The following is a 22405-nucleotide window of genomic DNA, read 5'->3' as shown; positions in this document are numbered from 1 at the left end:
GCGGTCTCGTTAATGGGCGTTTACGAGCAAGGAGAGTTGTGCACCGGCATTGGTATCGCCTTCGGCGCCTTCGCGATCGGTCAGCCGTGTCGGATATTCGCCAGTAAAATAGTGGTCGGTAAATTGGGGCTGGGCCGCGTCGCGTCCCGTGTGTCCCATAGCCTTGTAAAGACCATCAACCGACAGGAAGCCGAGGCTGTCGCATTCCAGCTTCTCGCGCATTTCTTCCAGGGTGTGGTTGGCGGCGAGCAGCTTTTCACGGTCGGGCATGTCAATGCCATAGAAATCCGGCCACATGATCGGTGGACTGGCCGACCGCAGGTGGACTTCTTTCGCGCCGGCGGCGCGAACCATCCGGACGATCTTGACCGAAGTCGTTCCGCGTACAATCGAATCATCGATGAGGACGACACGCTTGCCTTCAAGCACGATACGGTTCGGCGCGTGTTTCTTGCGCACGCCCAGATCGCGAATACCCTGGGTCGGCTGAATGAAGGTACGGCCGACATAATGGTTGCGAATGATGCCAAGGTCGAACGGCAAACCGGACTGTTCCGAGAAGCCCAAGGATGCGGGCACGCCGGAGTCGGGCACGGGCACGACAATATCGGCGTCAGCCGGATGCTCTATCGCCAATTGGCGGCCCATACGCTTGCGCACGTCGTAGATGGACTTACCGTTCACTACGCTGTCGGGACGGGCGAAATAGATGTATTCGAACAGGCAGGGACGGGCGGTCTTTGCGCCAAACGGCTTGAAGGAGGTCAGTCCGCCCTCATCGATCTGGATGACTTCACCATTTTCGACATCGCGGATGAAGGTGGCGCCGATCATGTCCAGGGCGCAGGTTTCCGACGCCAGAACGTAGGAGTCGCCCAGCTTACCGATAACCAGCGGGCGGATACCGAGCGGATCGCGCGCGCCGATCAGCATGCTGCGTGTCAGTGCAACCAAGGCGAAGCCGCCTTCGATATGGCGCAACGCATCGATAAAGCGGTCAATGATCTTCAGTGATCGCGAACGGGCGATCAGATGCAAAATGACCTCCGAATCGGAGGTCGACTGGAAGATGGAGCCTTCCGCCACCAGCTTGGTGCGAAGGTGCATGAAATTGGTCAGATTGCCGTTGTGCGCCAGCGCGATACCGCCGTCGTCTAGGTCGGCGAACATGGGCTGAACGTTGCGGATGAAGGCGCCGCCTGATGTCGAATAGCGTGTATGACCGATGGCGGACCGGCCTTTCAGGCGGGCAACCACCTGAGGCTGGGTGAAGACGTCACCGACCAGGCCATGCTCGCGTTCGGTATAGAAACGCTTGCCGTCGCATGAGGCGATGCCGCAGGCTTCTTCGCCGCGATGCTGGAGGGCATGCATGCCCAGGACCGTAATGGCGCTGGCGTCATCGATGCCATGAATGCCAAACACGCCGCATTCCAGGCGGGGTCGGTCGTCGTCGGAGTCGCGTGGGGTTGCGTCGGGATCGGTGAGAGCAGACAGTTCAGGCTGAGACAACAGCATGGAATCTCTTTTCTATAACGCTTCGACCGTCCGGTAGTGGGCTCACTGAACGGTCAGTTACTTCTGGTTTTCGGCCGCCCGGTCACCCACTCCCAAGCTAGCGGGAATGAAGGCCTGGATGAGCTGGGCGCATTTAACGCTCAGCGGGTAGATCTTGGCGGCGCGGAACCAGTGCGGCTGCCGGTCAATAGGCGTGACCAGCGAAAAAAGCAAATGGATTACGCCCAAAACCACCAGTGTACGGAAGATTCCGATACCGACCCCAAGAACGCGGTCGAAGGTGTTCAATGCCTTCTGCTTCTGGATGCGGTCCGAAAGGCCGTGGCCCATATAGCGGATGCCGAAATACAGAACCAGAAAGGTGACAAACGCACCCATATAGGAAGTAATCGTATCGAGGTGGAAGGTCTTGGCGAGAAAAGGTTGCGACAGAAAGGCGATGAAGAGCGACAGAAAGAAGGCGATCAGGTTGACCAGCTCCTTGGTGGCGCCACGAATGAAGCCCGCGAAACACGATATGGCCAATAAGACCAGAAAGATGAAATCGTAGACTTCCACGCGTATCCCCCATATGTGACGGCCGGCCCCGTTTTCCAGCCCCTGACAGGTTTTTATTCAAAACGCGAGGTGGCGAAGCCGATCCTTTTCATACCATCTGCGCCGGACCATAACAATATAGGTTAACCGAGAGACCGGTCAGCCCTGGGGAAATAGCCCGGTCACGGCATCGACCAGGGTCGTGTAGCCCCGCACCTGCAAGGGCGCGTTTTCGGCGGCGGACTGGGCTGTGACGGCACTCGAAAACCCCAGCTTCAGCGCCTCTTTCAGGCGCGCCTCAGACCGGGAAACCGAACGGACATCGCCGGACAGGCTGATTTCCCCGAATACCACGCAGTCGCGGGGCAGGGGCGTATCGGTGAGGGCGGAAACCAGGGCTAGAGCAGCGCACAGATCTGCTGCCGGCTCGGAGATGCGCAAGCCGCCGGCGACATTCAGATAGACATCCTTTTGGCCGAAGCCTACGCCGCACCGCGATTCCAGAACAGCCAGTATCATGGCCAGCCGACCGGAATCCCAGCCGACGACAGCGCGGCGGGGTGTGCCATAAGCTGACGGCGCAACAAGGGCCTGGACTTCGACCAGCACGGGACGCGACCCTTCTATGCCGGCAAAAACCGCAGACCCGGAGGCGCGTTCATGACCGTCACCGAGAAACAGGGCGGAGGGGTTGGGGACTTCGCGTAAGCCTGCGTCGCCCATTTCGAACACGCCGATTTCGTCCGTGGCGCCGAACCGGTTTTTCGTGCCGCGCAAAATGCGGAAGGGGTAGCCGCGCTCGCCTTCGAACGACAGGACGGCATCGACCATATGTTCCACGACGCGGGGGCCGGCGATCTGGCCTTCCTTGGTGACATGACCAACCATGATGATGGAGGTTGATTGTTTCTTGGCCAATCGCACCAGCTCACCGGCGCAGGCGCGGACCTGAGACACCGAGCCCTGTGCCGCCTCGACCGCATCCGACCACAGGGTCTGAATGGAATCGATGATGACGAGATCGAATTTTTCGCGTTTCAGGGCCTCAAGTATGGTGCGAAGTGCGGTTTCCGCCGCCAGATCCACCGGCGCCTTGGACAGGTTCATCCGCGAGGCCCGTCCGCGAATTTGTTCGACGGCTTCTTCGCCAGATATGTAGGCAACCTTGAGATTCTTCAGTGCCGCGTTGGCGGCCACCTGCAACAAGAGGGTCGATTTGCCGACACCCGGATCGCCGGCGATCAATATCGCCGAGCCAGGCACGATCCCGCCGCCGCAGACGCGGTCGAACTCCTGGATGCCGGTAACCATGCGGACCGGCTCTTTGTCTTCGCTCTCCAGCGTTTCGAACTGTAGCTTGCTCAGGCGGGAAATCTTCCCGGCCGTTTCGGGTTTCAGCGCGCCCGGCGGCGCACTAAAGGCTTCCTGGACCAGGGTGTTCCACTGACCACACCCGCTGCATTGCCCCGCCCACTTGTTGTGGACATTGCCGCAGGATTGACAGACATAGACGGCATGATCACGGGCCATGGAGCACTCATATGAAGATATTTGTTCTTCATATGTTCTGATTTTGTGACCATGTCAACCGCGGTGCCTAAGTCCTTACTCGTAATTGTCGTAGCGACCGCCCTGGGCCAGATTGCCGAAGCGTGTGACGTTTTCGTCGAAGGACAGCTTGACCGTACCGATGGGGCCGTGACGCTGCTTGCCGATGATGACTTCGGCGGTGCCGCGCAGGCGGTCCATGTCTTCCTGCCAGGTCAGGTGCTCCGGCGTGCCCTCGCGCGGTTCGGAGCGGCCGACATAGTAGCTTTCACGATAGACGAACATCACGATATCGGCGTCCTGTTCGATAGAACCCGATTCACGAAGATCGGAGAGCTGAGGGCGCTTGTCGTCACGGCTTTCGACGCTTCGCGACAACTGGGAGAGAGCGATGACCGGGATGGCCAGCTCCTTGGCCAGGGTTTTCAGGCCCATGGTGATGGTCGACACTTCCTGGACGCGGTTCATATTGCCGCCGGTGTCGCCAATGGTGACAAGCTGAAGGTAGTCGACGATTAGACAATCAAGGCCGGAGGTCCGCTTCAAACGGCGCGCGCGGGCAGTGAGCTTGGCCAAGGTGATGCCGCCGGTATCATCGATGTAGAGAGGCGAGGCGCTGATTTCCATCGCCGCGTCCTTGATGCGCACGAATTCGCCCGGATTGATCTCGCCCTTACGAATCTTGTCCGAGGCGACACCGGATGCGTCGGCGAGCAGACGCCCTGCCAACTGGTCTGCTGACATTTCCAGGGAGTAGAAGGCAACGACGCCGCCGCGCACGGTCTTGCGGGTGCCGTCCGGCTGCGGTTCGTAGGCGAAATTCTTGGCGATATTCATGGCGATATTGGTCGCCAGGGCGGTTTTGCCCATGGAGGGACGACCGGCCAGGATAATCAGGTCGGATTTGTGCAACCCGCCGATTTGTTTGTCGAGATCGACCAGACCGGTCGATACGCCGGCCAGACCGCCGTCGCGGTGAAAAGCTTCCTCGGCGTGATTCAGCGCGCCGGCCACGGCGTCGGAGAAGGTAACAAATCCCGAGGAGGAGCTGCCGGTCTCGGCCATGGCGAACAACTGCGCTTCGGCCGCTTCGATCTGGTCGCGGGCGTTCTGTTGGCCCACGGCCGACTTGGCAATTTCGCCGCCGAGACGGATCAGGTCACGACGTAGGGCCAGGTCGTAGATGACGCGTGCATAATCGGACGCGTTGGCGGCGGGCGGCGCGCGGTCCACCAGGTCGGCAAAATAGCGGATACCACCCAGGTCCTGAAACGCCTGATCGCCCTTGAACTTATCCAGAAGCACAATCGGTTCGGCCAGGTGCCCGACACGAATCTGGTCTTCGATCACGGCAAACAGCCGTTGATGGAATGGCTCATAGAAGTGGCGCGGCTGGAGGCCGTCGTACAGGCGTTCGTAGGCGCCGTTGTCGAACAGCAGGCAACCCAGCAGGGCCTGTTCCGCCTCCAAGTTATGCGGAATGGTCGAGGGCGCTTCGGCGGCGGGAACGGCGGGAGACAGTGTATCGGGCATGAGGGGCATAAACAGAGTTAAAACAGGAAAGGCAAGGACTGTCCCGGTAGATTCTGAGGGTGACCACACCTTTCCACTTAACGGCAATTCACAGGCTGTGAACTATGGGGATAAGTTAGACGGCCGTGCGAGTATGGAATATCTTACTCGCGTAAAAATGTTCGCAAAAGTACAAATTTAGAGCCGCTCGATAGGCTCCCACCGAAAAAAAAAGCGCCCCATCCGGAAGATGAGGCGCCTCAAGCATTAGATGAGTTTGGCTATAACAGGTCGTACGTACCTGATTACCAGGATTGGGAAACGCGGGCGTAGACGTAGCGGCCGTTGAAACCGAACGGTGAGAAGCGGGTGAAGGACAGGGCGCCCACACCATTGCCGCTGGTGACGTTCAGGTTGGCCGGGGTCGCATCCGGATAGACATCGAACAGGTTGTCGGCGCCGATGGTGACCGTGGTGCCGCTACCGAAACGATAGCTGCCGGATAGATCGATCAATGTCTTGTCGCCCGAATGGATATCGTTCGCCTGCAAAGCCGCCGGATCGGTCACGTCACTGTAATAGGTCGCGCGTCCATTGACGGACCAGCCGGCCTTTTGCCAGTCAACGGCAAAGGTCGCCTTATCTTCAGGCTGCGAATTGGTCAGGATGACCTGACGAATACGGGCGAACAGAACCGGTTGCGGATTAAGCGGCGAGTTCGAAAGCGTCGGCAGCTTGTCGATCTCGGTCTCGTTGTGGTTATAGGCGAGCGAGAGGTTAAAGCGGCCGAAATTCTCGGTCGGAATCCGGTAATTGCCAACAATATCAACACCCTTGGTGGTCGTATCTACGCCATTGATGAAGAAGCGCGCGGCCGAGACACCGTAAGGCGCCAAGACCGGCGTCACGTTCGAGCCGGAAATGTTTTCCGACAGAACGATACGATCATTCACTTCGATCTGATAGGCATCGACCGTCAATTCGAACGGCCCCTTATGCCAGACGGCGCCAAGGCTATAGTTGGTCGACTTTTCAGCTTTCAGCGGTTGAGCGCCAAGCGTTGCCGCCACCGGGCTGGTCGCCGGGAAGGTGCCGGTTTCCACGATGGTGGCGTTGCCGTTGTTCGTTACGAGAACGGACGCGGTCGAGGTGAAGTACTGTTGAGCCAGGGACGGCGCGCGAAAGCCGGACGATATTGAGCCGCGAATGGCCAGCGCGTCGGTCAGCTTGTAACGGGCGGCCAATTTGCCGGACAGGTTGTCGCCGAAGTCGGAGTAGTTTTCGGCACGAACGGCGGCGTCGAAGCTGAGCCGGTCGGTAATGTCGGCGGCGACATCGGCGTAGACGCCGACATTGTCACGATCAACGTCAACCGCGTTGCTTGGCTGGAAGCCGCCAAAGCCTTGCGCGCCGGCGGACTTGGTAGTGACCGGGCCCAGGGCGTAGGATTGCACCTCACCGGCGCGGATCTGATAGGTCTCGCTGCGGGCTTCGATGCCAACGGCCAGGGTCAACGGCCCCGCCCAACCGGAGACTTCGAATGGGCGGCTGAAGTCTGCGTTGAAAACGGTCTGGCCGTACTTCAACTGACCGTCATAGAAATCGCGTTGCGAGGCGGCACCGTAGGACGGGTTGACGCTGTTCAGCGTGTAGTAATCTATCTTGTTGCCGCCGTTGCTCAGCGAAATATCGCTGGTCCAGGCGCCCAGATTGCCGCGAAGGCCGACGGTTGCCGAATAGTCACCGGATTGGGCGTTGATGATAGGCAGGAAGCCGTTGGGGTAGATGGCAGCAATGTTGCCGGAGGCGTTGGCGTGGCGGAAGAAGGCGGCGCTCTTCGAATCCAGATCGCTGACGCTGGCATTGGCATACAGGGTCCAATCGTCGTTCAGCGGCTTGCCGGCGTTGACGAAGAAGGCATAGCTCGATTGCGCCGGATCGCCATAGCGGCTGGTGACAACCGCCGGACTGACCAGAGCGTCGATATCCCCACGCGATGTCGGGTTGCGACGGCGCACTTCACCGGAAATGGTGACAAAGCCGTCCGAGCCAAGCGGAAGGCCGATCCAGCCGTTCAGATTGGTGGTGGCACCATCAGACGCATGGCGCGACGAACTGGCGGGTTTGACGTCGGTATCGTATTCGCCATAGGAGAAGCTAAGGCCGCCACCGCTACGGGCTTCGCGCAGGTGCAGGTTCATAACGCCAGCTATAGCATCCGATCCATATTGAGCGGAGGCGCCGTCACGAAGGACTTCCACGCGGTCAAGCGAGACTTCGGGGATAGTATTCAAATCAACGGCGGACGATCCGCGGCCCACGGAACCGTTCAGATTGACCAGAGCTGAGGTATGGCGGCGTTTGCCGTCAACGAGGACAAGAGTCTGATCGGGAGACAGGCCGCGCAAGGACGCCGGACGAATGCTGTCCGTGCCGTCAACGCCCGCGGGACGCGGGAAATTCAAACTGGGCGCCACACGCGACAAGGCCTGGCCTAGTTCGGTATTGCCTTGGGATTGCAGGCTTTGCGCTGTGACGACGTCAACGGGGGCGAGGGTGTCGAGGCGAGAGCGGCGGCTGGCACGCTGGCCAGTGACAACGACCTCCGTTGCCGAATCGTCGGCAGTAGGCTGAGAGGATTCTTGCGCGAAGGCCGGAACCGCGAAGGACGCCGACAGGCTGAGGACAAGGGCAGTAGACAGAAACAGCTGGCGGCCAGCGGCGGATTTGGCAGACATGGTTTAACTCCTGGTTTCGGTTCGGGCTCGCCTGTTTGGCGATTTTGTCCGACTCGTGCGGTTGTGCTGACGCCTAATTGGTCGCATTACCGTCACATTTAAAGATGCCGCATCGCAATAAATCGTCGAAGATCGGATTAGGAAAACTATTGAATTGTTTTGGTGTAGGAATAAAGGATTTGTAAATAGTGTTTTTATTCAAATGTTTAATATAATTTCCGGTCGTGCCGCGACCTGTTTTAGATTAGTCTGGCCGTTATCCGAAATACGGCGCTGAAATGTTTTGTGATCACATTGATGACATTTTTCTGGCAATCGGGCATGAAAAAGCCTCCGCAAATGAATTGCGGAGGCTTGATCTTTAGGTCTTGCGGCCAGTTTTAGACCGTTTGCAGGTTGGCTGCCGAGGTCTTACCCTTTTCGGTAACCAGCTCGTAGCTGACCTTTTGGTTTTCGTTCAGCGAACGCAGACCGGCGCGTTCAACGGCGCTGATGTGGACGAACACGTCGCCACCGCCGGCATCCGGCTGAATGAAACCATAACCCTTGGTGGAGTTGAACCACTTAACTGTACCTGTTGCCATTATGGCCTCCTTGAAATCGCACCTCTGTGCTTTGAATCCCAGCGGAATTGCCGAAACCCGATCCGAAAAGCGTGCGTCTTAGGAAGAATGCCATAAGGCGGTCGTGCCGGTAGATACCTGAAATTCGAAACGCCCTCAGATTATCCGTTTCCCATCAAATAGCAAGCCTTCCTTTAAGCGAGGAACAACAAGGCCTTGCAATAATTCCCAACTTCTGACGGCGCGCATATGGAAAATGCAAAAACCCGGCGGGCGGGACCCACCGGGTTTCTGGTCTCTATTGGTGTACGAAGCCTTAGGATTCGTAAGGCGCGTCGGCCATGGCCGCACCAGCGCCGCCTTCGAGCATGTCGGCCGCAGCGGCTTCATCAGCCAGGCGGTCTTCCTCGAATTGCGCAGCGATAACGTTTTCGCCAGCCGCTTGACGCTCAGCTTCATCAGCCGAACGGGCGACGTTGACCGTAATGGTCAGCGAGACTTCAGCATGCAAACGCACCTTGATCTCATGCAGACCAAGCGTCTTGATCGGCGTGTTCAGGACAACCTGATTGCGCTCGACCTTGCCACCGGCTTCGGCGATAGCGTCCGCGACGTCGCGGGCGTTGACCGAACCATAGAGCTGACCGCCGTCACCCGCCTGGCGGATGATGACATAGGTCGTGCCGTCCAGTTCAGACGCAGCCTTTTCGGCGCCAGCCTTGGCGGCGGCGTTACGGGCGACGATCTGTTCCTTCTGGGCTTCGAAGACCTTCAGGTTGGCGGCAGTGGCGCGCAACGCCTTATGGCGCGGCAGCAGGTAGTTACGGGCGAAGCCGTCCTTGACACCGACGACGTCGCCGATGGTGCCGAGGTTTTCGACGCGTTCCAGCAATACAACTTTCATGTGCCTGTACTCCTTACTTCACAACGTAAGGCAGGAGCGCGAGGAAGCGGGCGCGCTTAATGGCCTTGGCCAGTTCGCGTTGCTTCTTCTGGCTGACAGCCGTGATGCGCGAGGGAACGATCTTGCCGCGCTCGGAAATGTAGCGTTGCAGGAGCTTGACGTCCTTATAGTCGATCTTCGGCGAATTGGCGCCGGAGAACGGGCACACCTTACGGCGGCGGAAGAAGGGACGACGGGCGGGGCCGTTACCGACGGGAGCGCCGGGGGCGGGAGCGATGTCTTCAGCCATGGGTCAAGACCTCCTTATTCGGCAAAAGTGGCGTCGGCGTTACGCTCGGAACGCTCAGGGCGGTCACGGCGCGACAGGACGGGTGAAAGTTCGAGATCGAGCTCTTCGACGCGGACGGTCATATAACGGATGACGTCTTCGTTGATCGAGAGCTGGCGCTCCAGTTCCTTGATGGCCGGAGCCGGTGCGTCGAGCGCGAGCAGGGAGTAGTGGCCCTTGCGGTTCTTCTTGACGCGGTAGGTCAGGTTGCGCAAACCCCAATATTCGATCTTGGCGATGTGACCGCCATTTTCTTCGACAAGGGTCTTGATGGTTTCGTTGAGCGCTTCGGCCTGTTGCGGCGAAACGTCTTGCCGTGCAATGACGACATGTTCGTAGTAGGGCATGTGTATCCTCTTCCGTTGATCCGGGTGGCGCATTTACCGGCGGAAGCCCGGAAAACACGATGGATCGAAACGGGCACAACGCCCGACGACCACCCGAAAGGGAGCGCCCTCATAAACGAGACTTGCGCAAAACGCAAGTCCCGCTTGCGCTTGCGATTAATGCATATCCTTGACGGCGGCCAGCAGGGCGCTGACATGGGTGGAGGCGTCACCGCTATCGTGAACGAAGGCGATCTTGCCGTCTGTGCCGATCAGATACGAAATGCGGTTGGACATGTTCATGGCCCCCATCTGGGCGTCATAGGCCTTGGTTACGCTGGCCTTTGTGTCAGCTCCAACCGGGAACTTGCCCTGACAGGTTTCCTTCGAGAAGCGCTGCAGAGTTGCGATGTCGTCCGTCGATACACCAATCACGGTAACATGGTGCGCCTGGAATTCAGGAATAGCCTCGGAAAACTGGTGCGCTTCCAGCGAGCAACCGCCGGTGAAGGCTTTCGGATAAAAATAGACCAGAACGGGCCCGTTCTTCAGAGCAACCTTGGTCGAAAACGTATCCACCTTGCCGTTGGTCGCGGCCGGCAGCGAGAAGTCGGGCGCCTTGTCGCCGACCTTCAGAGCGGCGAAGGCGGGTGAAGCAAGGGCGAGCCCGACGGCGGCGAAGCCGAGGGCAAGTGTTTTCATCTTGGGCGTCATGGGCGTATCTCCTGTCTGATGGAAAAGCGTATGCTTTTTCCAGTACGTCGGCAAGCGCGAGCGCGTTACATATACGTGCCAATTAAGCCGGGGGATTATGCTTCAGAAGAAATGCGACGGCCGTCTCCACAGTCTGGATTCGCGTCGGCTCGCGTGACATCCAGTGGTCTTCCTGTTTCAATTCGACCAATTCCACAGATTTTCCCGCCTTCTGCATCGCTTTATACATTATCGTGCTTTGTTCGAATGGCACAACAGTGTCGTCCTTGCCGTGGATGAGCAGAATAGGGACCTTGATGGCATCGATGTGCTTGACGGGGGATATTTCGTCCCATCGGCTTTCATCGCCCAGGAAACGGCGCCAATATCGCATGGTGTGACTGTCGCCTTTGTAACCTTGCCATTCCAGTTCGTGCGCCATGAAGGCCTTGATGTCTGAAATGCCGGCCAGCGACACCGCGCAATTATATACCCCCGGATCGATGGAAGCCCCGGCTAGGGCGGCATAGCCGCCATAAGACCCACCGAAGATGGCGACGCGTTTCGGATCGACCTTGCCCGCCTTTACAAGGGCGCGCACGCCATCCGACAGGTCCGTCTGCATCTTGCGGCCGAACTGGCCGTATCCGCTGGCGGTAAAGGCCGAACCATAGCCGGCAGACCCGCGATAGTTGGGTTGCAGAACGGCGTAACCACGCGAACTGAGCGCCTGGGACAAAAAGTCGAAGCTAGAGTCATCGTATGATTGAGGCCCGCCATGCGGCAAGACCACCAGCGCCAGGTTTTTCGCCTCCCGATCCACGGGCAAGGTCAGAAATCCAGGAATTTCCAATCCATCGGCAGCTTTATACGCATATGGCGCCTTATCGGCGACCCACTCCATCGGCAAGTCCGGGTAGGATTGGCCGATTTCCTTGTATCCCCCCTTACGGAAATCGATGGCGTAGTAGGTGCCGGAATTGCCCTCTCCTTGAACAAAGACAAGCACATGAAGCGGGTCTTCAGCGAATCCAGCCAGGTCAGCGTGAATATCGCCGACCGCGCCCTTCACCAACTTCGGCAACTGAGCGAAGACAGGGTCATAGAAGACGGACTCGGCAATGCCGCCCGTATTCCCGAAACCGACCAGGTTGAACGTCGTCGGATGGAAAATGGGCCAATGCGTTGCCCCGTCGATGTCGATTGTTTTGAACACCCCATCGGGCGTTACCTCGACATACTTGTCCTTCAGGTCGCCATCATTCATGTACAGCAGTACCGATTGGCCGTCGCGACCCAGGCCCGACAGATAGGGCATGTCCAGCTCGGCCTTAACCTCATATATGTTGCGCCAGCCCTTTTCAGTCCTGTAACGCAGCGACCAAACGTGTTTGTCATCGTCGTACTCCGAACGGGCCACCAAGGTCCCATCGTAGCGGATAACCCAGTTATTGATGCGGCGGCCGTCCTCGTCGATGAGAAAGCCGCGGTGCCCCTCGGTCGTGAAGCCATAGAGCGCTGTATTGATCTCGGTCGTAATACCATAGCCGCTGGCGCTGAAGTTAGAGGCGGTTATGCGATAGCCGCCATTAACCTTGATGCGTCGGATGTCGCCGAAAATCACGGCGCGGAAATCTTTTTGCTCGCTGTAAAGCTGGTAGCGCCTGCCGGCGTGGACATCAATGATGAAGCCCAGCCATTCTTCGATCTGGTCTGCACCGAATTTTGATGTCTTAGAGGTCGTGACGAATATGCTCTTATTGTCGGCCCACATGAGGTCGCGAATTTTGTCGCCGTCGATGGCGGCCGCAGCCGTCTTGCCCGTGGTCAAGTCATAATCATACATGACGATACCGCCATCCTTATTCATGGCCAGACAGACACGCGTACCGTCCGGCGACAGGGCGACCTTGCTGATAGTGGGCAATTTACCATACACGGCGAGCGGTGGCGGGGTTGGTGCGGAAGGCTGAGCCCAGGCCAGTGCCGGTATGCCGTTAAGAACGACGGGTGTCGCCACGGCCGCGACGGCGCCGAACAGATTGCGGCGCGACAGAAATTTATCCGTCATGATATATACCCCCCTCAGAGCATCTTTTTTTTCTTTCATGACGGTACTGCGACATTTCAAGTCCGGCAACACCGATTTTTCGTCATGCGAGTATTTCTCAACTTGGGGTGAGGGTTTTTGCCGGACGGCGGTCGAACAAATCTCTGTGCGGCGGCTTGCCCAAACGGGCGCATTGCCCTAACGGAGTCGCCGGTTAATTTCTGAAAGGCGACCCGTCATGACATTGGCATTTGTTTTTCCCGGTCAGGGCTCACAGAGCGTCGGCATGGGCGCGGACCTGTACGAAACCTACGCCGTAGCCCGGGATGTCTTCAATGAGGTGGATGACGCACTGGGGCAAAAGCTGTTTGCGCTGATGAAGGACGGCCCTGAGGATCAACTGACTTTGACCGAAAATGCCCAGCCGGCGATCATGGCGGTATCGATCGCCGTGTCGCGCGTGCTGGAAAAGGAATTCGGCATCGCGTGTTCGGCTGCAAAATATGTTGCCGGTCACAGCCTGGGTGAATATTCCGCCCATGCGGCAGCGGGCACTTTTTCGCTGAGCGACACGGCGCGGCTTTTGAAGCTGCGCGGCCAGGCCATGCAGCGCGCGACGCCGGTCGGTGTTGGCGCCATGGCCGCCCTGATCGGCAAGGCGGACCTGGAATTGGCAGAAAAAGCTTGCGAAGCCGGTGCGGCAGCAGGTGTCGTTGTGATCGCCAATGATAACAATGCGGGACAGATCGTTATTTCGGGCATGAAGGATGCAGTTGAACTGGCGGTTGAAAAGGCCAAGGAACTGGGCGCCAAGGGCATGTTGCTGAACGTGTCCGCGCCGTTCCATTCTCCCCTTATGGCCCCCGCCGCCGAAGAGATGAAAGCCGCCCTGGCCGAGGTCGCCATTCATATGCCGGTGTCGACCTTGGTCGCCAATGTCACAGCGCAGCCTATACGCGGCAAGGAAGAGATTGCCGCGCTCCTGGTGCAGCAGGTCACCGGCCGGGTGCGCTGGCGTGAAACCGTCCAATGGCTGGCGGGCGAGGGCGGTGTGACCACCTTTGCCGAACTGGGAGCTGGCAAGGTTCTGACAGGTATGTCCAAGCGGATAGCGCCGGAGGCCACCTCAATCGCGCTGAATAGCGCGGCTGATTTCGAAGCCTTCGCCCAATCCCTCAAGCGCTGATTTCACTTGATACATCAGGCGCTTTGACATACACCGCGCCGCCAGTTCTTTCTCCCTATTCAGGAATCGCCATGTTCGATCTGACCGGAAAAACCGCCCTTGTTACCGGCGCCACAGGTGGCCTCGGGGCCGAAATCGCCCGCGCTCTGCATGGTCAGGGCGCCAAGGTGGTGCTATCCGGCACGCGTGAAAACGTCCTTGCCGAATTGGCCGCTGAATTGGGGTCGAATGCGGTGGTCGCTGCCGCCAACCTGTCGGACGCCGCCCAGGTAGATGGCCTGGTGGCGAAGGCGGAAGAGGCGGCCGGTGCCGGGATCGATATCCTGATCGCCAACGCCGGGATTACCCGCGATGGGCTCATCCTGCGCATGAAGGACGAAGACTGGGACACGGTCATAAAGGTCAATCTGGAAGCCTATTTCCGTCTTGCGCGTGCCGCCACCAAGGGCATGATGAAGCGGCGGTTCGGCCGCATCATCGGCATTACGTCGATTGTCGGGGTTACCGGCAATCCGGGCCAGACCAACTATGCCGCCTCCAAGGCCGGGATGATCGGTTTTTCCAAGGCGCTGGCGCAGGAAGTCGCCAGCCGCAATATTACCGTCAACTGCATCGCGCCGGGCTTCATCGCCTCGCCGATGACCGATGACCTGAATGAGGCGCAACGCGCCGCCATTCTGGCCAAGATCCCCGTGGGCGACCTGGGCAAGGGCAGCGATATCGCCGCCGCAGCGGTTTACCTTGCCAGCGCCGAAGGCGGTTACGTTACGGGTCAGACCCTGCACGTCAACGGCGGGATGGCGATGATCTAAAACAGGTATGGACATTACGTCGTCTTTACCTGCATCTGCGTGGCGTTTTCCGGGTCCAGCTAACGGATAGCGCTTTAAATGTCTTGAATCGGCGGTTTTATATGCCTACAAGACAAAACTGGATTCTATCCTCCCCTTGGGACCCTGCGGTCTCGGGTCCTAAGTATCTACTTTCTGAAGGGACAATAAATGTCTGAAGTTCTTGAACGTGTTCGCAAGATCGTTATCGACCACCTGGACGCCGATCCGGACAAGGTCACGGAAAAGGCGAGCTTTATCGACGACCTGGAAGCCGACAGCCTCGACATCGTCGAGCTGGTCATGGCTTTCGAAGAAGAATTCGATATCGAAATCCCGGACGACTCGGCCGAGCACATCCTGACCGTTGGCGATGCCGTCAACTACATCGATGGTAAGCTGAAGTCCTAAGCTGCAAAGCTTTCTCAAGCGCGGTTTCAGGCTCCCGATTTTGCAGGGGCTTGGCCGCGCTTAGTTGTTTTTGGGGTCTCTAAGAGGGTTGATTGCCTATGGTTCGTCGCGTCGTTATCACTGGTTTGGGTCTGGTTTCGCCACTAGGCAATGGAGTGGACATATCCTGGAAGCGGCTGCTGGAAGGCAAGTCGGGCGCTGGTAAGATCACCGCTTTCGACACCACGGATTACGCCTGTACGGTTGCGTGCGAAGTCCCGTCCGTCGATGGACGCGGCGGCGGCGGTCCGGATATCGAAGGGTCTTTCGATCCATCGGCTGTTTTGTCGAACAAGGAACGTCGCAAGGTAGACGACTTCATTCTGTACGCCATCGCGGCGGCCGACGAAGCCCTGAAAGACGCCGATTGGCATCCGGAAACGCCGGAAGACCAGGAGCGAACAGGCACGCTGATCGGTTCCGGTATCGGCGGCCTGGGCATTATTGCCGAAACCGCGCTGGAACTGCGCGACAAGGGGCCGAAGCGGATTTCGCCCTTCTTCATACCATCTTCCCTCATCAACCTGGCCTCAGGTCAGGTGTCCATTCGCCACGGACTGAAAGGGCCAAACCATTCCGTGGTTACGGCTTGCGCCACGGGGGCCCACGCGATTGGCGATGCCGCCCGCATGATCAAGTACGGCGACGCTGACGTCATGGTGGCAGGCGGCGCGGAATCGGCCATTGTGCCGATCGGCATTGCCGGGTTCATTGCCTGCCGCGCCCTGTGCACGGCTTTCAACGACACGCCGGAAAAGGCATCGCGCCCCTACGACAAGGACCGCGACGGCTTCGTCATGGGTGAAGGCGCGGGTATCGTCGTTCTGGAAGAGTACGAACACGCCAAGGCGCGCGGCGCCAAGATTTATGCTGAAGTGCTGGGTTACGGCATGTCAGGCGACGCTTACCATATCACCGCCCCCTCCGAAGACGGCGACGGCGGCTACCGCGCCATGGTGGCGGCAGCCAAGAGCGGGAATATCGATCCAACCACGATAGATTACGTCAACTCACATGGCACCTCGACCATGGCTGACGGCATTGAGTTGAAGGCTATCGAGAAGTTCCTGGGTGAACGCGCCAAGACCGGCACGGTGTCTTCGACCAAGTCCGCCATCGGTCACCTCCTGGGTGGCGCGGGCGCGGTTGAGGCCATTTTCTGCGCGCTGGCTATCAGAGACCAGATTGCACCGCCGACGATCAACCTCGACAATCCGGACGTCGAAACGACCCTGGACCTTGTGCCGCACACGGCCAAGCCCATGAAAATCAAGACAGTCCTGTCTAACAGCTTCGGGTTCGGCGGTACCAACGCCGCTCTGATCCTCGGCGCTGTTGAATGACACAGATGGACGGCTCCAAATCTGACACGTCGAAGGGCAAATCTATCCTTGCCCCTTTGGCGGGTTTGGCGGCCGGCATAGCGCTTCTTATTTTTGCCAGCTTCTTGTTTCTGTATGCGCAATTGTTCGGGCCAGGACCGACGAAGACGACGCAGGTGAGCTTTGTGCATGGTATGAGCGTAACCGCGATGGGCCGCGAGCTACAACGCCGCAAGGTCATCCATTCCGCCTCGCTATTTCGCATAGCAGCCAAGTTCCGTGGGCGACAAAGTGATATGAAAGCCGGAACTTACGATTTTCCCGCCGGTATATCGCTGATTGGGGCGCTGAAACAGATCGAAGAAGGCCGGGTCGTTCAGACCTATGTCACCATCCCCGAAGGCCGGACCTCGGCACAGGCTGTCCGTATCCTGATGGCGACGCCCAATCTGACAGGCGACGTCGATGTTCCTCCGGAAGGGTCAATTCTGCCGGAGACCTATCTCTATGAACCCGGTGAGGCCCGCCAGGCAGTGTTGGAGCGCATGCTCGAAGCCGGCAGGCAGACTCTGGACATGCTTTGGGCCAAACGACAGCCGGGTCTTCCGTTCGCGACAAAGGAAGATGCGCTGATCATGGCTTCCGTCGTCGAGCGCGAAACGAGAATTCCTGCGGAACGACCGCGCGTCGCAGCTGTTTTTATAAATCGCCTGCGCAGTGGTATGCGGCTGGGATCGGACCCCACAGTTATTTATGGCATCTCGCACGGTGAACCCCTGGGCCGTGGTTTGACACGCTCGGAGTTGGACACACCGACACCGTGGAACACATATTTGATCGATGGCTTGCCTACGACGCCCATCGCCAATCCGGGCAAGGCTTCGCTTGAAGCCACCCTAAACCCTGCCAAAACTCAAGACCTGTATTTCGTGGCGGATGGTTCGGGCGGACACGTCTTTTCCGCCACCTATGAAGCGCACCTGGCAAATGTCGCGAAATGGCGGGCCATGGAGGCGCAGGTCAATGTCTATACGTCTTCGGCCTCGGCACAATCCGCCACGTCGATAGCGCCTCCCGCCGCTCACCGAAACGGGCATAAGTAATTTCATTCAGCGAGTTGGAGTTCTCCATGAGCTTATCGAGCATGACCGGCTTCGCCCGCGTCGAAGGCGGCGAAGGCGGCGAAGGCGAGGCCGCGTGGACAGTGGAAATCCGCAGTGTCAACGGTCGGGGACTTGACATTAAGTCGCGCTTTCCAGCCGGTTTTGAAATGGTTGAAAAGGTGGCTCGCGACCTTGCGAAAGGCCTATTTCAGCGTGGGCAGATGAACCTGACGGTATCTGTTGCCGGTAACGGCTCCAAAGCAGGGGTGAGTCTCAATATGGATGTGCTCGACATGTACTTGGTGGCCGGCCGTAAACTGATTGACGCGGGTGATGCGGTTACGCCGTCCGTCGATGGCCTGCTGGCGCTACGCGGCGTGATTGATGCCTCGGGCGACGAGCGGGGCGAGTTGAACGAGGTAGGCGCGAGCGCGCTCAGCGGTGACCTTGCGGCCGCCTTCGATCGCCTGAAAGAGGCACGCGACAGTGAAGGCCGGGCGTTGGAGGGCGTGCTGAAAGGACATCTGATCACGATGGCAGCCTGCGTAGAGCGTGCCAAGGCGCTGGCCGATGGTCAGGTGGACGCCATTCGGGAACGCTTTACCCGCCGTCTGAACGAACTGCTGCCGGAATCCGGGGATTTTCACGAGCGTGTGCTGCAGGAGGCTGCCCTGCTGGCTACCAAGGCCGACGTGCGCGAGGAACTGGACCGGCTGACCTCTCATTTGGACCAGGCACACCAACTCATCGATGGTGAGGTGGCGCCTGGACGCAAACTCGACTTCCTGGCTCAGGAATTTATGCGTGAAGCCAACACCTTATGTTCGAAATCGGCCTTTATCGAATTGACCCAAACCGGCCTTGAGCTTAAAGCCGTCATCGATCAGTTCCGCGAACAAACGCAAAATGTGGAGTAGGCGATGCCGAATACTCATAACCCCGGCACGCAACGCATAAAGCGCGGTCTCATGCTCATCGTGTCCTCACCGTCCGGCGCGGGCAAGACGTCGTTGTGTCGCCGCCTGATGGCGGATCATCCCGATCTGGACCTGTCGGTGTCGGTCACGACGCGCAGGCCGCGTCCGGGTGAAAAGGATGGTCGCGAATATCATTTCATCGATGACGCCCATATGGACGAATTGGTTCGGGACGATGCCTTCCTGGAACATGCTGCCGTCCACGACCATCGTTACGGGTCGCTGCGTGAACCGGTCGAGCGCGCGTTGTCACAGGGCCAGAACGTTTTGTTCGACATCGACTGGCAAGGCGCCCAACGCATCTCGGCTAAGGCGCCTTCGGATGTCGTACGTATTTTTATCCTGCCGCCATCGATGGTCGAATTGAAGCGTCGCCTGGTAGCGCGTGCGCAGGATGAAATGTCGGTTATCGAGCGGCGCCTTAACCGCGCCAAGGGCGAAATCGCGCACTGGGCCGAATATGACTACGTCATTCTCAATGATGACTTCGACCGGTCCTATGCGGAACTCATCCATATCTATCACGCCGAGGTGGCCCGCCGGTCACGCGGGCTTTGGATCGCGCCCTTTGTCGATGAACTGATGAGTGAACCCATCTAGGCGGAGCCCTACAGTAGTTCGGCGAGGCGCAGGAAATCAGCCGGGCTTACCTGCTCGGCGCGCTCCGTCGGGGCAATACCTGCCCGCTCAAGCAAGGCTTCGCCGCCTAATGGCTTTAGAGAGGCGCGCAGCATCTTGCGGCGCTGACCGAAGGCGGCAGCCGTGACCTTCTCGAGGTTTTTGATGATGATCGCATCGGGGCGCTCGCTTTTGGGCGTCAGCCGGACAACGGCGCTGTCGACCTTAGGCGGCGGCGTAAAGGCGCGGGCCGGCAGGTCCATGATTTTTTCACAGTCACACAATACCTGCGATATAACGCCGAGGCGTCCGTAATCCTTGTCGCCAACCCGTGCCACGACCCGCAAGGCGACTTCGAGCTGGAACATCAGGGTCATGCTGAGCGGTTGCCACGGGCCGGTCAACCACTTGATGAGCAGAGGTGTGCCGACATTGTAAGGCAGGTTCGAGACGATATGTGCCTGTGCGGGCAGGTTGCGATCCGCAAGCGATTGAGATTCATCCACCTTCATGGCGTCGCCGGTGATGACCTCAAAGCGGTCGCCATAGACTCCGTTCAGTTCGCCGAGCAGGTCTATAAAGCGCGGATCCATTTCGACCGCGATAATTTTTTGCGCCTCTGTCTCAAGCAGGGCGCGCGTTAGGCCGCCCGGCCCGGGGCCGACTTCGATCACGACGTCGCCCGTGAACGGACCGCCCAGGCGGACGATCTTGCGTGTAATATTGAGATCAAGCAGGAAGTGCTGTCCGAAGGACTTCTTGGCCATAAGGCCATGGGCCTCCAGGCTTTCGCGCAAGCTGGGCAGTTCGGTCATAGGGCGCGATTCCGGCTAATCATGTCGGCGGCCCTGATGGCGGCCAGCAGGCTGTCGGCGAGCGCCACCCCCTTGCCAGCTATGTCGAAACCCGTTCCGTGGTCTGGAGAGGTTCTCACGATTGGCAGCCCCAGCGTGATGTTGACGCCTCCCCAGAAATCGATGGTTTTCAGCGGGATGAGACCTTGGTCATGGTACATGCACACGGCGGCGTCGTAGCCCCGCCGCGCCTCGTCATGGAAAAGGCTGTCGGCAGGGAATGGACCGGCAATTTCAATACTTTCATTTCGCAAGATATCGATCGCCGGGTGTAAAATATCGATTTCCTCCTGCCCGATTGTTCCGTCTTCGCCGGCGTGCGGGTTCAAACCGCACATGACCAGCCGCGGCGCTGCGAGCCCAAAATCTTGCCGAAGGGCGGCGTGTGTAATGCGACCGAGTTCCACGAGGCCGTCCACAGTCAGCGCATCCGGCACGGCCTTGAGCGGGATATGGATGGTCGCCAGTACAACCCGCAAATCTTTAGCCGTCAACATCATAACGGGCGTTGGGACCGCATCGCCGTCGCGGCATAACTCTGCCAGAAATTCGGTATGACCTGGAAAGCGGAAACCTGCGGAATACAGAACGGATTTGGCGATAGGGCATGTCACGAGCCCACGCGCCTGCCCCGAACGGCAGAGGTCTACAGCTTGGCGGATCCAGTCGATAACCTGCTGGGCATTGCGGCTATCAGGCTTTCCGGCGACGACCGGGGCCGTAAGCGGTGTGTGGAGGACTGGTAGGGCCGAAGCGAAGTATGACCCCGTCTCCGACACATCGCTCACCCGCGCGACGGGCATGCCGCGGGCTTCGAGCAATGCCGCGTCTCCAAGCACGCAAAAAGCTAAACCAGCCTGACTTCTCAAGCTGGTCCATGCTTTCGCAGCAAGCTCTGGGCCGATCCCCGCAGGGTCACCCAGGCTCATTACCAGAGGCGGATTAGTGATTTTCAATCGTCGCCGTGCTTCTCAATTCGCGCAGATAGCGGCGGCCAAGCATCGACAGGCGTTGATTGACCAGATTGGTTTCAACCTGGTCGCGGGTGAGGGCGTTGTCACCGGCCAACTGGCGGCCGCACACATAAAGAACATTGACGTTTTGGTTGTTGCGCAGCGGTGCGGTAACCTGATTGTCCTTAAGCGGACGTAGCGCGGCGGCATAGTTGGGCAGCAGATTGCTCAGTTGCGCGTCGCCGAGGTCGACTAGCTGAATGTTGGATGACGCCTTCTCGCTTTGCTCGTCAAAAGCATCGCAAGAGCGCACGCGCGACGCAAAATTGGTCAATGCCGTCTGCGCACTGGCGACGTCGCTGGCGCTGGCATTAGGCGGCAGGGATACGGCAGCCTGTTTGATGCGGAAGACCATGTCTGAATTGCCGTCGGTCTTTTGGCGCAGAAGGTAGAGATAGGCGCCGTCTTTTGTCACGATCACGCCGCTCATCTGTCCGGGCTGCATGACCTTAAGGACGTTTTCAATCGCTGGATCTATATTGCCGGAGACCAGCCAGCCCGCATCACCGCCGTTGGCGGCAGATGGCGCACTGGAGAATTGACGCGCGACCGCCTGGAACGGAGCCACATTCGCCGCGATCTGATCGTGCAATTGCCGCGCGCCTTGGGCCGCGTTGGCTGCGGAGCCCGCGGATACGTTATCGATGAAGATTTCGGAGACGAGATATTGCGGCTTCTGACCATCGGCAATGACCTTGTCCATCAGGGAGTCGACCTGAGCAGAACCGACCGCGGCATTGGAATGGTAACGGCCGCCGACCAGTTGGCTCCAACCACTTTCAGCAGCGATCTGCGTACGCAAGGTAGCAGGTTCAACACCGACGCGCTTTAGTTCGGCGAGCAATTGCTCCGGTTTCAGATTACTTTGAGCCGCCATACGAGCGATTTCTGAATCGACTTCCTTGTCGCTGACCTTGACCTTCCAATGCGTCATTTCCTGCTGCTGCAGGCGCTCGTCGATAAGACTATTCAGCGCCTGTTGCTGAAACGCAGCATAGTTATCCTGGGTGACCTGAACACCTGAGGTAACGATCAATAGCAGCATTCGCTGTTTCAGGTCGTACGAGGTAATCATATCATTATTGACGGATACGAGAATGCCTTCACCCAATGGCGGCAATTCTGGCGCCTGTGCACCAGGCGCCAGACCCGGAGAGGAGGCCAAGGCGGCTTGGCCCGTGTCAGGCGTCTGGCTAAGCCCCTGAGCGAACGTGGCGCCCGCCACAGCGGTTAGCGCGAGGGCTAAAGACAGGCCGGCAGTGCGAAGAAGCTTTGACATATGGGAGCCGGTTGAGAGGGTGTGAATGGTGGACATGATTCTGGAAACTGGAGATT

General features: G+C 58.7%; 21 protein-coding genes. 7 read left to right on the top strand and 14 right to left on the bottom strand.

The annotated features are described in order from the left end of the window. Positions 1-9 precede the first annotated feature (9 nt). From purF to AEAC466_RS31195, 11 genes are all read right to left on the bottom strand, one after another. The gene (gene purF / locus AEAC466_RS31245) at positions 10-1518 is read right to left on the bottom strand and encodes an amidophosphoribosyltransferase (RefSeq protein WP_023457739.1); all 1509 of its coding nucleotides are present in this window, start codon (positions 1516-1518) and stop codon (positions 10-12) included. Between the two features lie 57 nt (positions 1519-1575). Next, positions 1576-2076 carry a CvpA family protein gene (locus AEAC466_RS31240; RefSeq protein ID WP_023457738.1) on the bottom strand — a complete coding sequence of 167 codons (501 nt, stop codon included), beginning with the start codon at positions 2074-2076 and terminating at the stop codon, positions 1576-1578. A 138-nt stretch (positions 2077-2214) separates the two neighbouring features. Then, positions 2215-3585, bottom strand: coding sequence for a DNA repair protein RadA (gene radA, locus AEAC466_RS31235; RefSeq protein WP_023457737.1), 1371 nt, complete (start codon positions 3583-3585; stop codon positions 2215-2217). 75 nt (positions 3586-3660) lie between these two features. After that, positions 3661-5136 (bottom strand): replicative DNA helicase, encoded by a 1476-nt coding sequence (locus tag AEAC466_RS31230; RefSeq protein ID WP_031238519.1) that lies wholly within the window; start codon positions 5134-5136, stop codon positions 3661-3663. 284 nt (positions 5137-5420) lie between these two features. Continuing rightward, on the bottom strand, positions 5421-7853 hold the full coding sequence (locus AEAC466_RS31225; RefSeq protein ID WP_023457735.1) for a TonB-dependent receptor plug domain-containing protein: 2433 nt from the start codon (positions 7851-7853) through the stop codon (positions 5421-5423). Between the two features lie 380 nt (positions 7854-8233). Beyond that, a complete protein-coding gene (locus AEAC466_RS31220; protein ID WP_023457734.1) occupies positions 8234-8437 on the bottom strand; it encodes a cold-shock protein in 204 nt (67 codons plus the stop codon). Between the two features lie 295 nt (positions 8438-8732). Beyond that, complete coding sequence (gene rplI / locus AEAC466_RS31215) at positions 8733-9320, bottom strand: 50S ribosomal protein L9 (RefSeq protein ID WP_023457733.1); 588 nt, start codon at positions 9318-9320, stop codon at positions 8733-8735. 13 nt (positions 9321-9333) lie between these two features. Continuing rightward, entirely contained in the window at positions 9334-9609 is a 276-nt protein-coding gene (rpsR, locus tag AEAC466_RS31210; protein WP_023457732.1) for a 30S ribosomal protein S18, read from the bottom strand. A gap of 14 nt (positions 9610-9623) precedes the next feature. Then, a complete protein-coding gene (rpsF, locus tag AEAC466_RS31205; RefSeq protein ID WP_023457731.1) occupies positions 9624-9995 on the bottom strand; it encodes a 30S ribosomal protein S6 in 372 nt (123 codons plus the stop codon). 156 nt (positions 9996-10151) lie between these two features. Continuing rightward, on the bottom strand, positions 10152-10688 hold the full coding sequence (locus tag AEAC466_RS31200; protein WP_023457730.1) for a peroxiredoxin: 537 nt from the start codon (positions 10686-10688) through the stop codon (positions 10152-10154). Positions 10689-10770: 82 nt separating this feature from the next. Beyond that, a complete protein-coding gene (locus tag AEAC466_RS31195) occupies positions 10771-12738 on the bottom strand; it encodes an alpha/beta hydrolase family protein (RefSeq protein WP_162148938.1) in 1968 nt (655 codons plus the stop codon). 217 nt (positions 12739-12955) lie between these two features. Between AEAC466_RS31195 and fabD the strand changes: the two genes are divergently transcribed. The 7 genes from fabD to gmk all read left to right on the top strand — a co-directional run bounded on the left by fabD (position 12956) and on the right by gmk (position 19185). Further along, positions 12956-13903, top strand: coding sequence for an ACP S-malonyltransferase (fabD, locus tag AEAC466_RS31190; RefSeq protein WP_023457728.1), 948 nt, complete (start codon positions 12956-12958; stop codon positions 13901-13903). A 71-nt stretch (positions 13904-13974) separates the two neighbouring features. Beyond that, complete coding sequence (gene fabG, locus AEAC466_RS31185; protein ID WP_023457727.1) at positions 13975-14715, top strand: 3-oxoacyl-[acyl-carrier-protein] reductase; 741 nt, start codon at positions 13975-13977, stop codon at positions 14713-14715. 189 nt (positions 14716-14904) lie between these two features. After that, complete coding sequence (locus tag AEAC466_RS31180) at positions 14905-15144, top strand: acyl carrier protein (RefSeq protein ID WP_023457726.1); 240 nt, start codon at positions 14905-14907, stop codon at positions 15142-15144. A gap of 98 nt (positions 15145-15242) precedes the next feature. Continuing rightward, complete coding sequence (fabF, locus tag AEAC466_RS31175) at positions 15243-16526, top strand: beta-ketoacyl-ACP synthase II (RefSeq protein WP_023457725.1); 1284 nt, start codon at positions 15243-15245, stop codon at positions 16524-16526. Further along, on the top strand, positions 16523-17608 hold the full coding sequence (gene mltG / locus AEAC466_RS31170) for an endolytic transglycosylase MltG (protein WP_023457724.1): 1086 nt from the start codon (positions 16523-16525) through the stop codon (positions 17606-17608). Before fabF ends, mltG begins: the two co-directional genes overlap by 4 nt. Positions 17609-17634: 26 nt before the next feature. Then, positions 17635-18525, top strand: a complete 891-nt coding sequence (locus AEAC466_RS31165; protein WP_031238515.1) for a YicC/YloC family endoribonuclease — start codon at positions 17635-17637, stop codon at positions 18523-18525. A 3-nt stretch (positions 18526-18528) separates the two neighbouring features. Beyond that, positions 18529-19185, top strand: a complete 657-nt coding sequence (gene gmk / locus AEAC466_RS31160) for a guanylate kinase (RefSeq protein ID WP_031238514.1) — start codon at positions 18529-18531, stop codon at positions 19183-19185. 8 nt (positions 19186-19193) lie between these two features. Here the strand turns inward: gmk and rsmA are convergent, their stop codons facing one another. The 3 genes from rsmA to AEAC466_RS31145 are packed head-to-tail and all read right to left on the bottom strand — an operon-like array spanning position 19194 to position 22349. Beyond that, complete coding sequence (rsmA, locus tag AEAC466_RS31155; protein WP_023457721.1) at positions 19194-20018, bottom strand: 16S rRNA (adenine(1518)-N(6)/adenine(1519)-N(6))-dimethyltransferase RsmA; 825 nt, start codon at positions 20016-20018, stop codon at positions 19194-19196. Further along, positions 20015-21007 carry a 4-hydroxythreonine-4-phosphate dehydrogenase PdxA gene (pdxA, locus tag AEAC466_RS31150; protein WP_235074244.1) on the bottom strand — a complete coding sequence of 331 codons (993 nt, stop codon included), beginning with the start codon at positions 21005-21007 and terminating at the stop codon, positions 20015-20017. The genes rsmA and pdxA overlap by 4 nt, the downstream gene beginning before the upstream one ends. Beyond that, positions 21000-22349: a peptidylprolyl isomerase gene (locus AEAC466_RS31145; protein ID WP_023457719.1), complete on the bottom strand. Its 1350-nt coding sequence runs from the start codon at positions 22347-22349 to the stop codon at positions 21000-21002. The genes pdxA and AEAC466_RS31145 overlap by 8 nt, the downstream gene beginning before the upstream one ends. Positions 22350-22405 lie beyond the last annotated feature (56 nt).

Origin of the sequence: Asticcacaulis sp. AC466 (assembly GCF_000495815.1) — a bacterium.
In the GTDB taxonomy this organism is placed as follows: domain Bacteria; phylum Pseudomonadota; class Alphaproteobacteria; order Caulobacterales; family Caulobacteraceae; genus Asticcacaulis.
The sequence above is the reverse complement of the archived record's forward strand: the minus strand, read 5'-3'. Positions and strand labels throughout refer to the sequence as shown.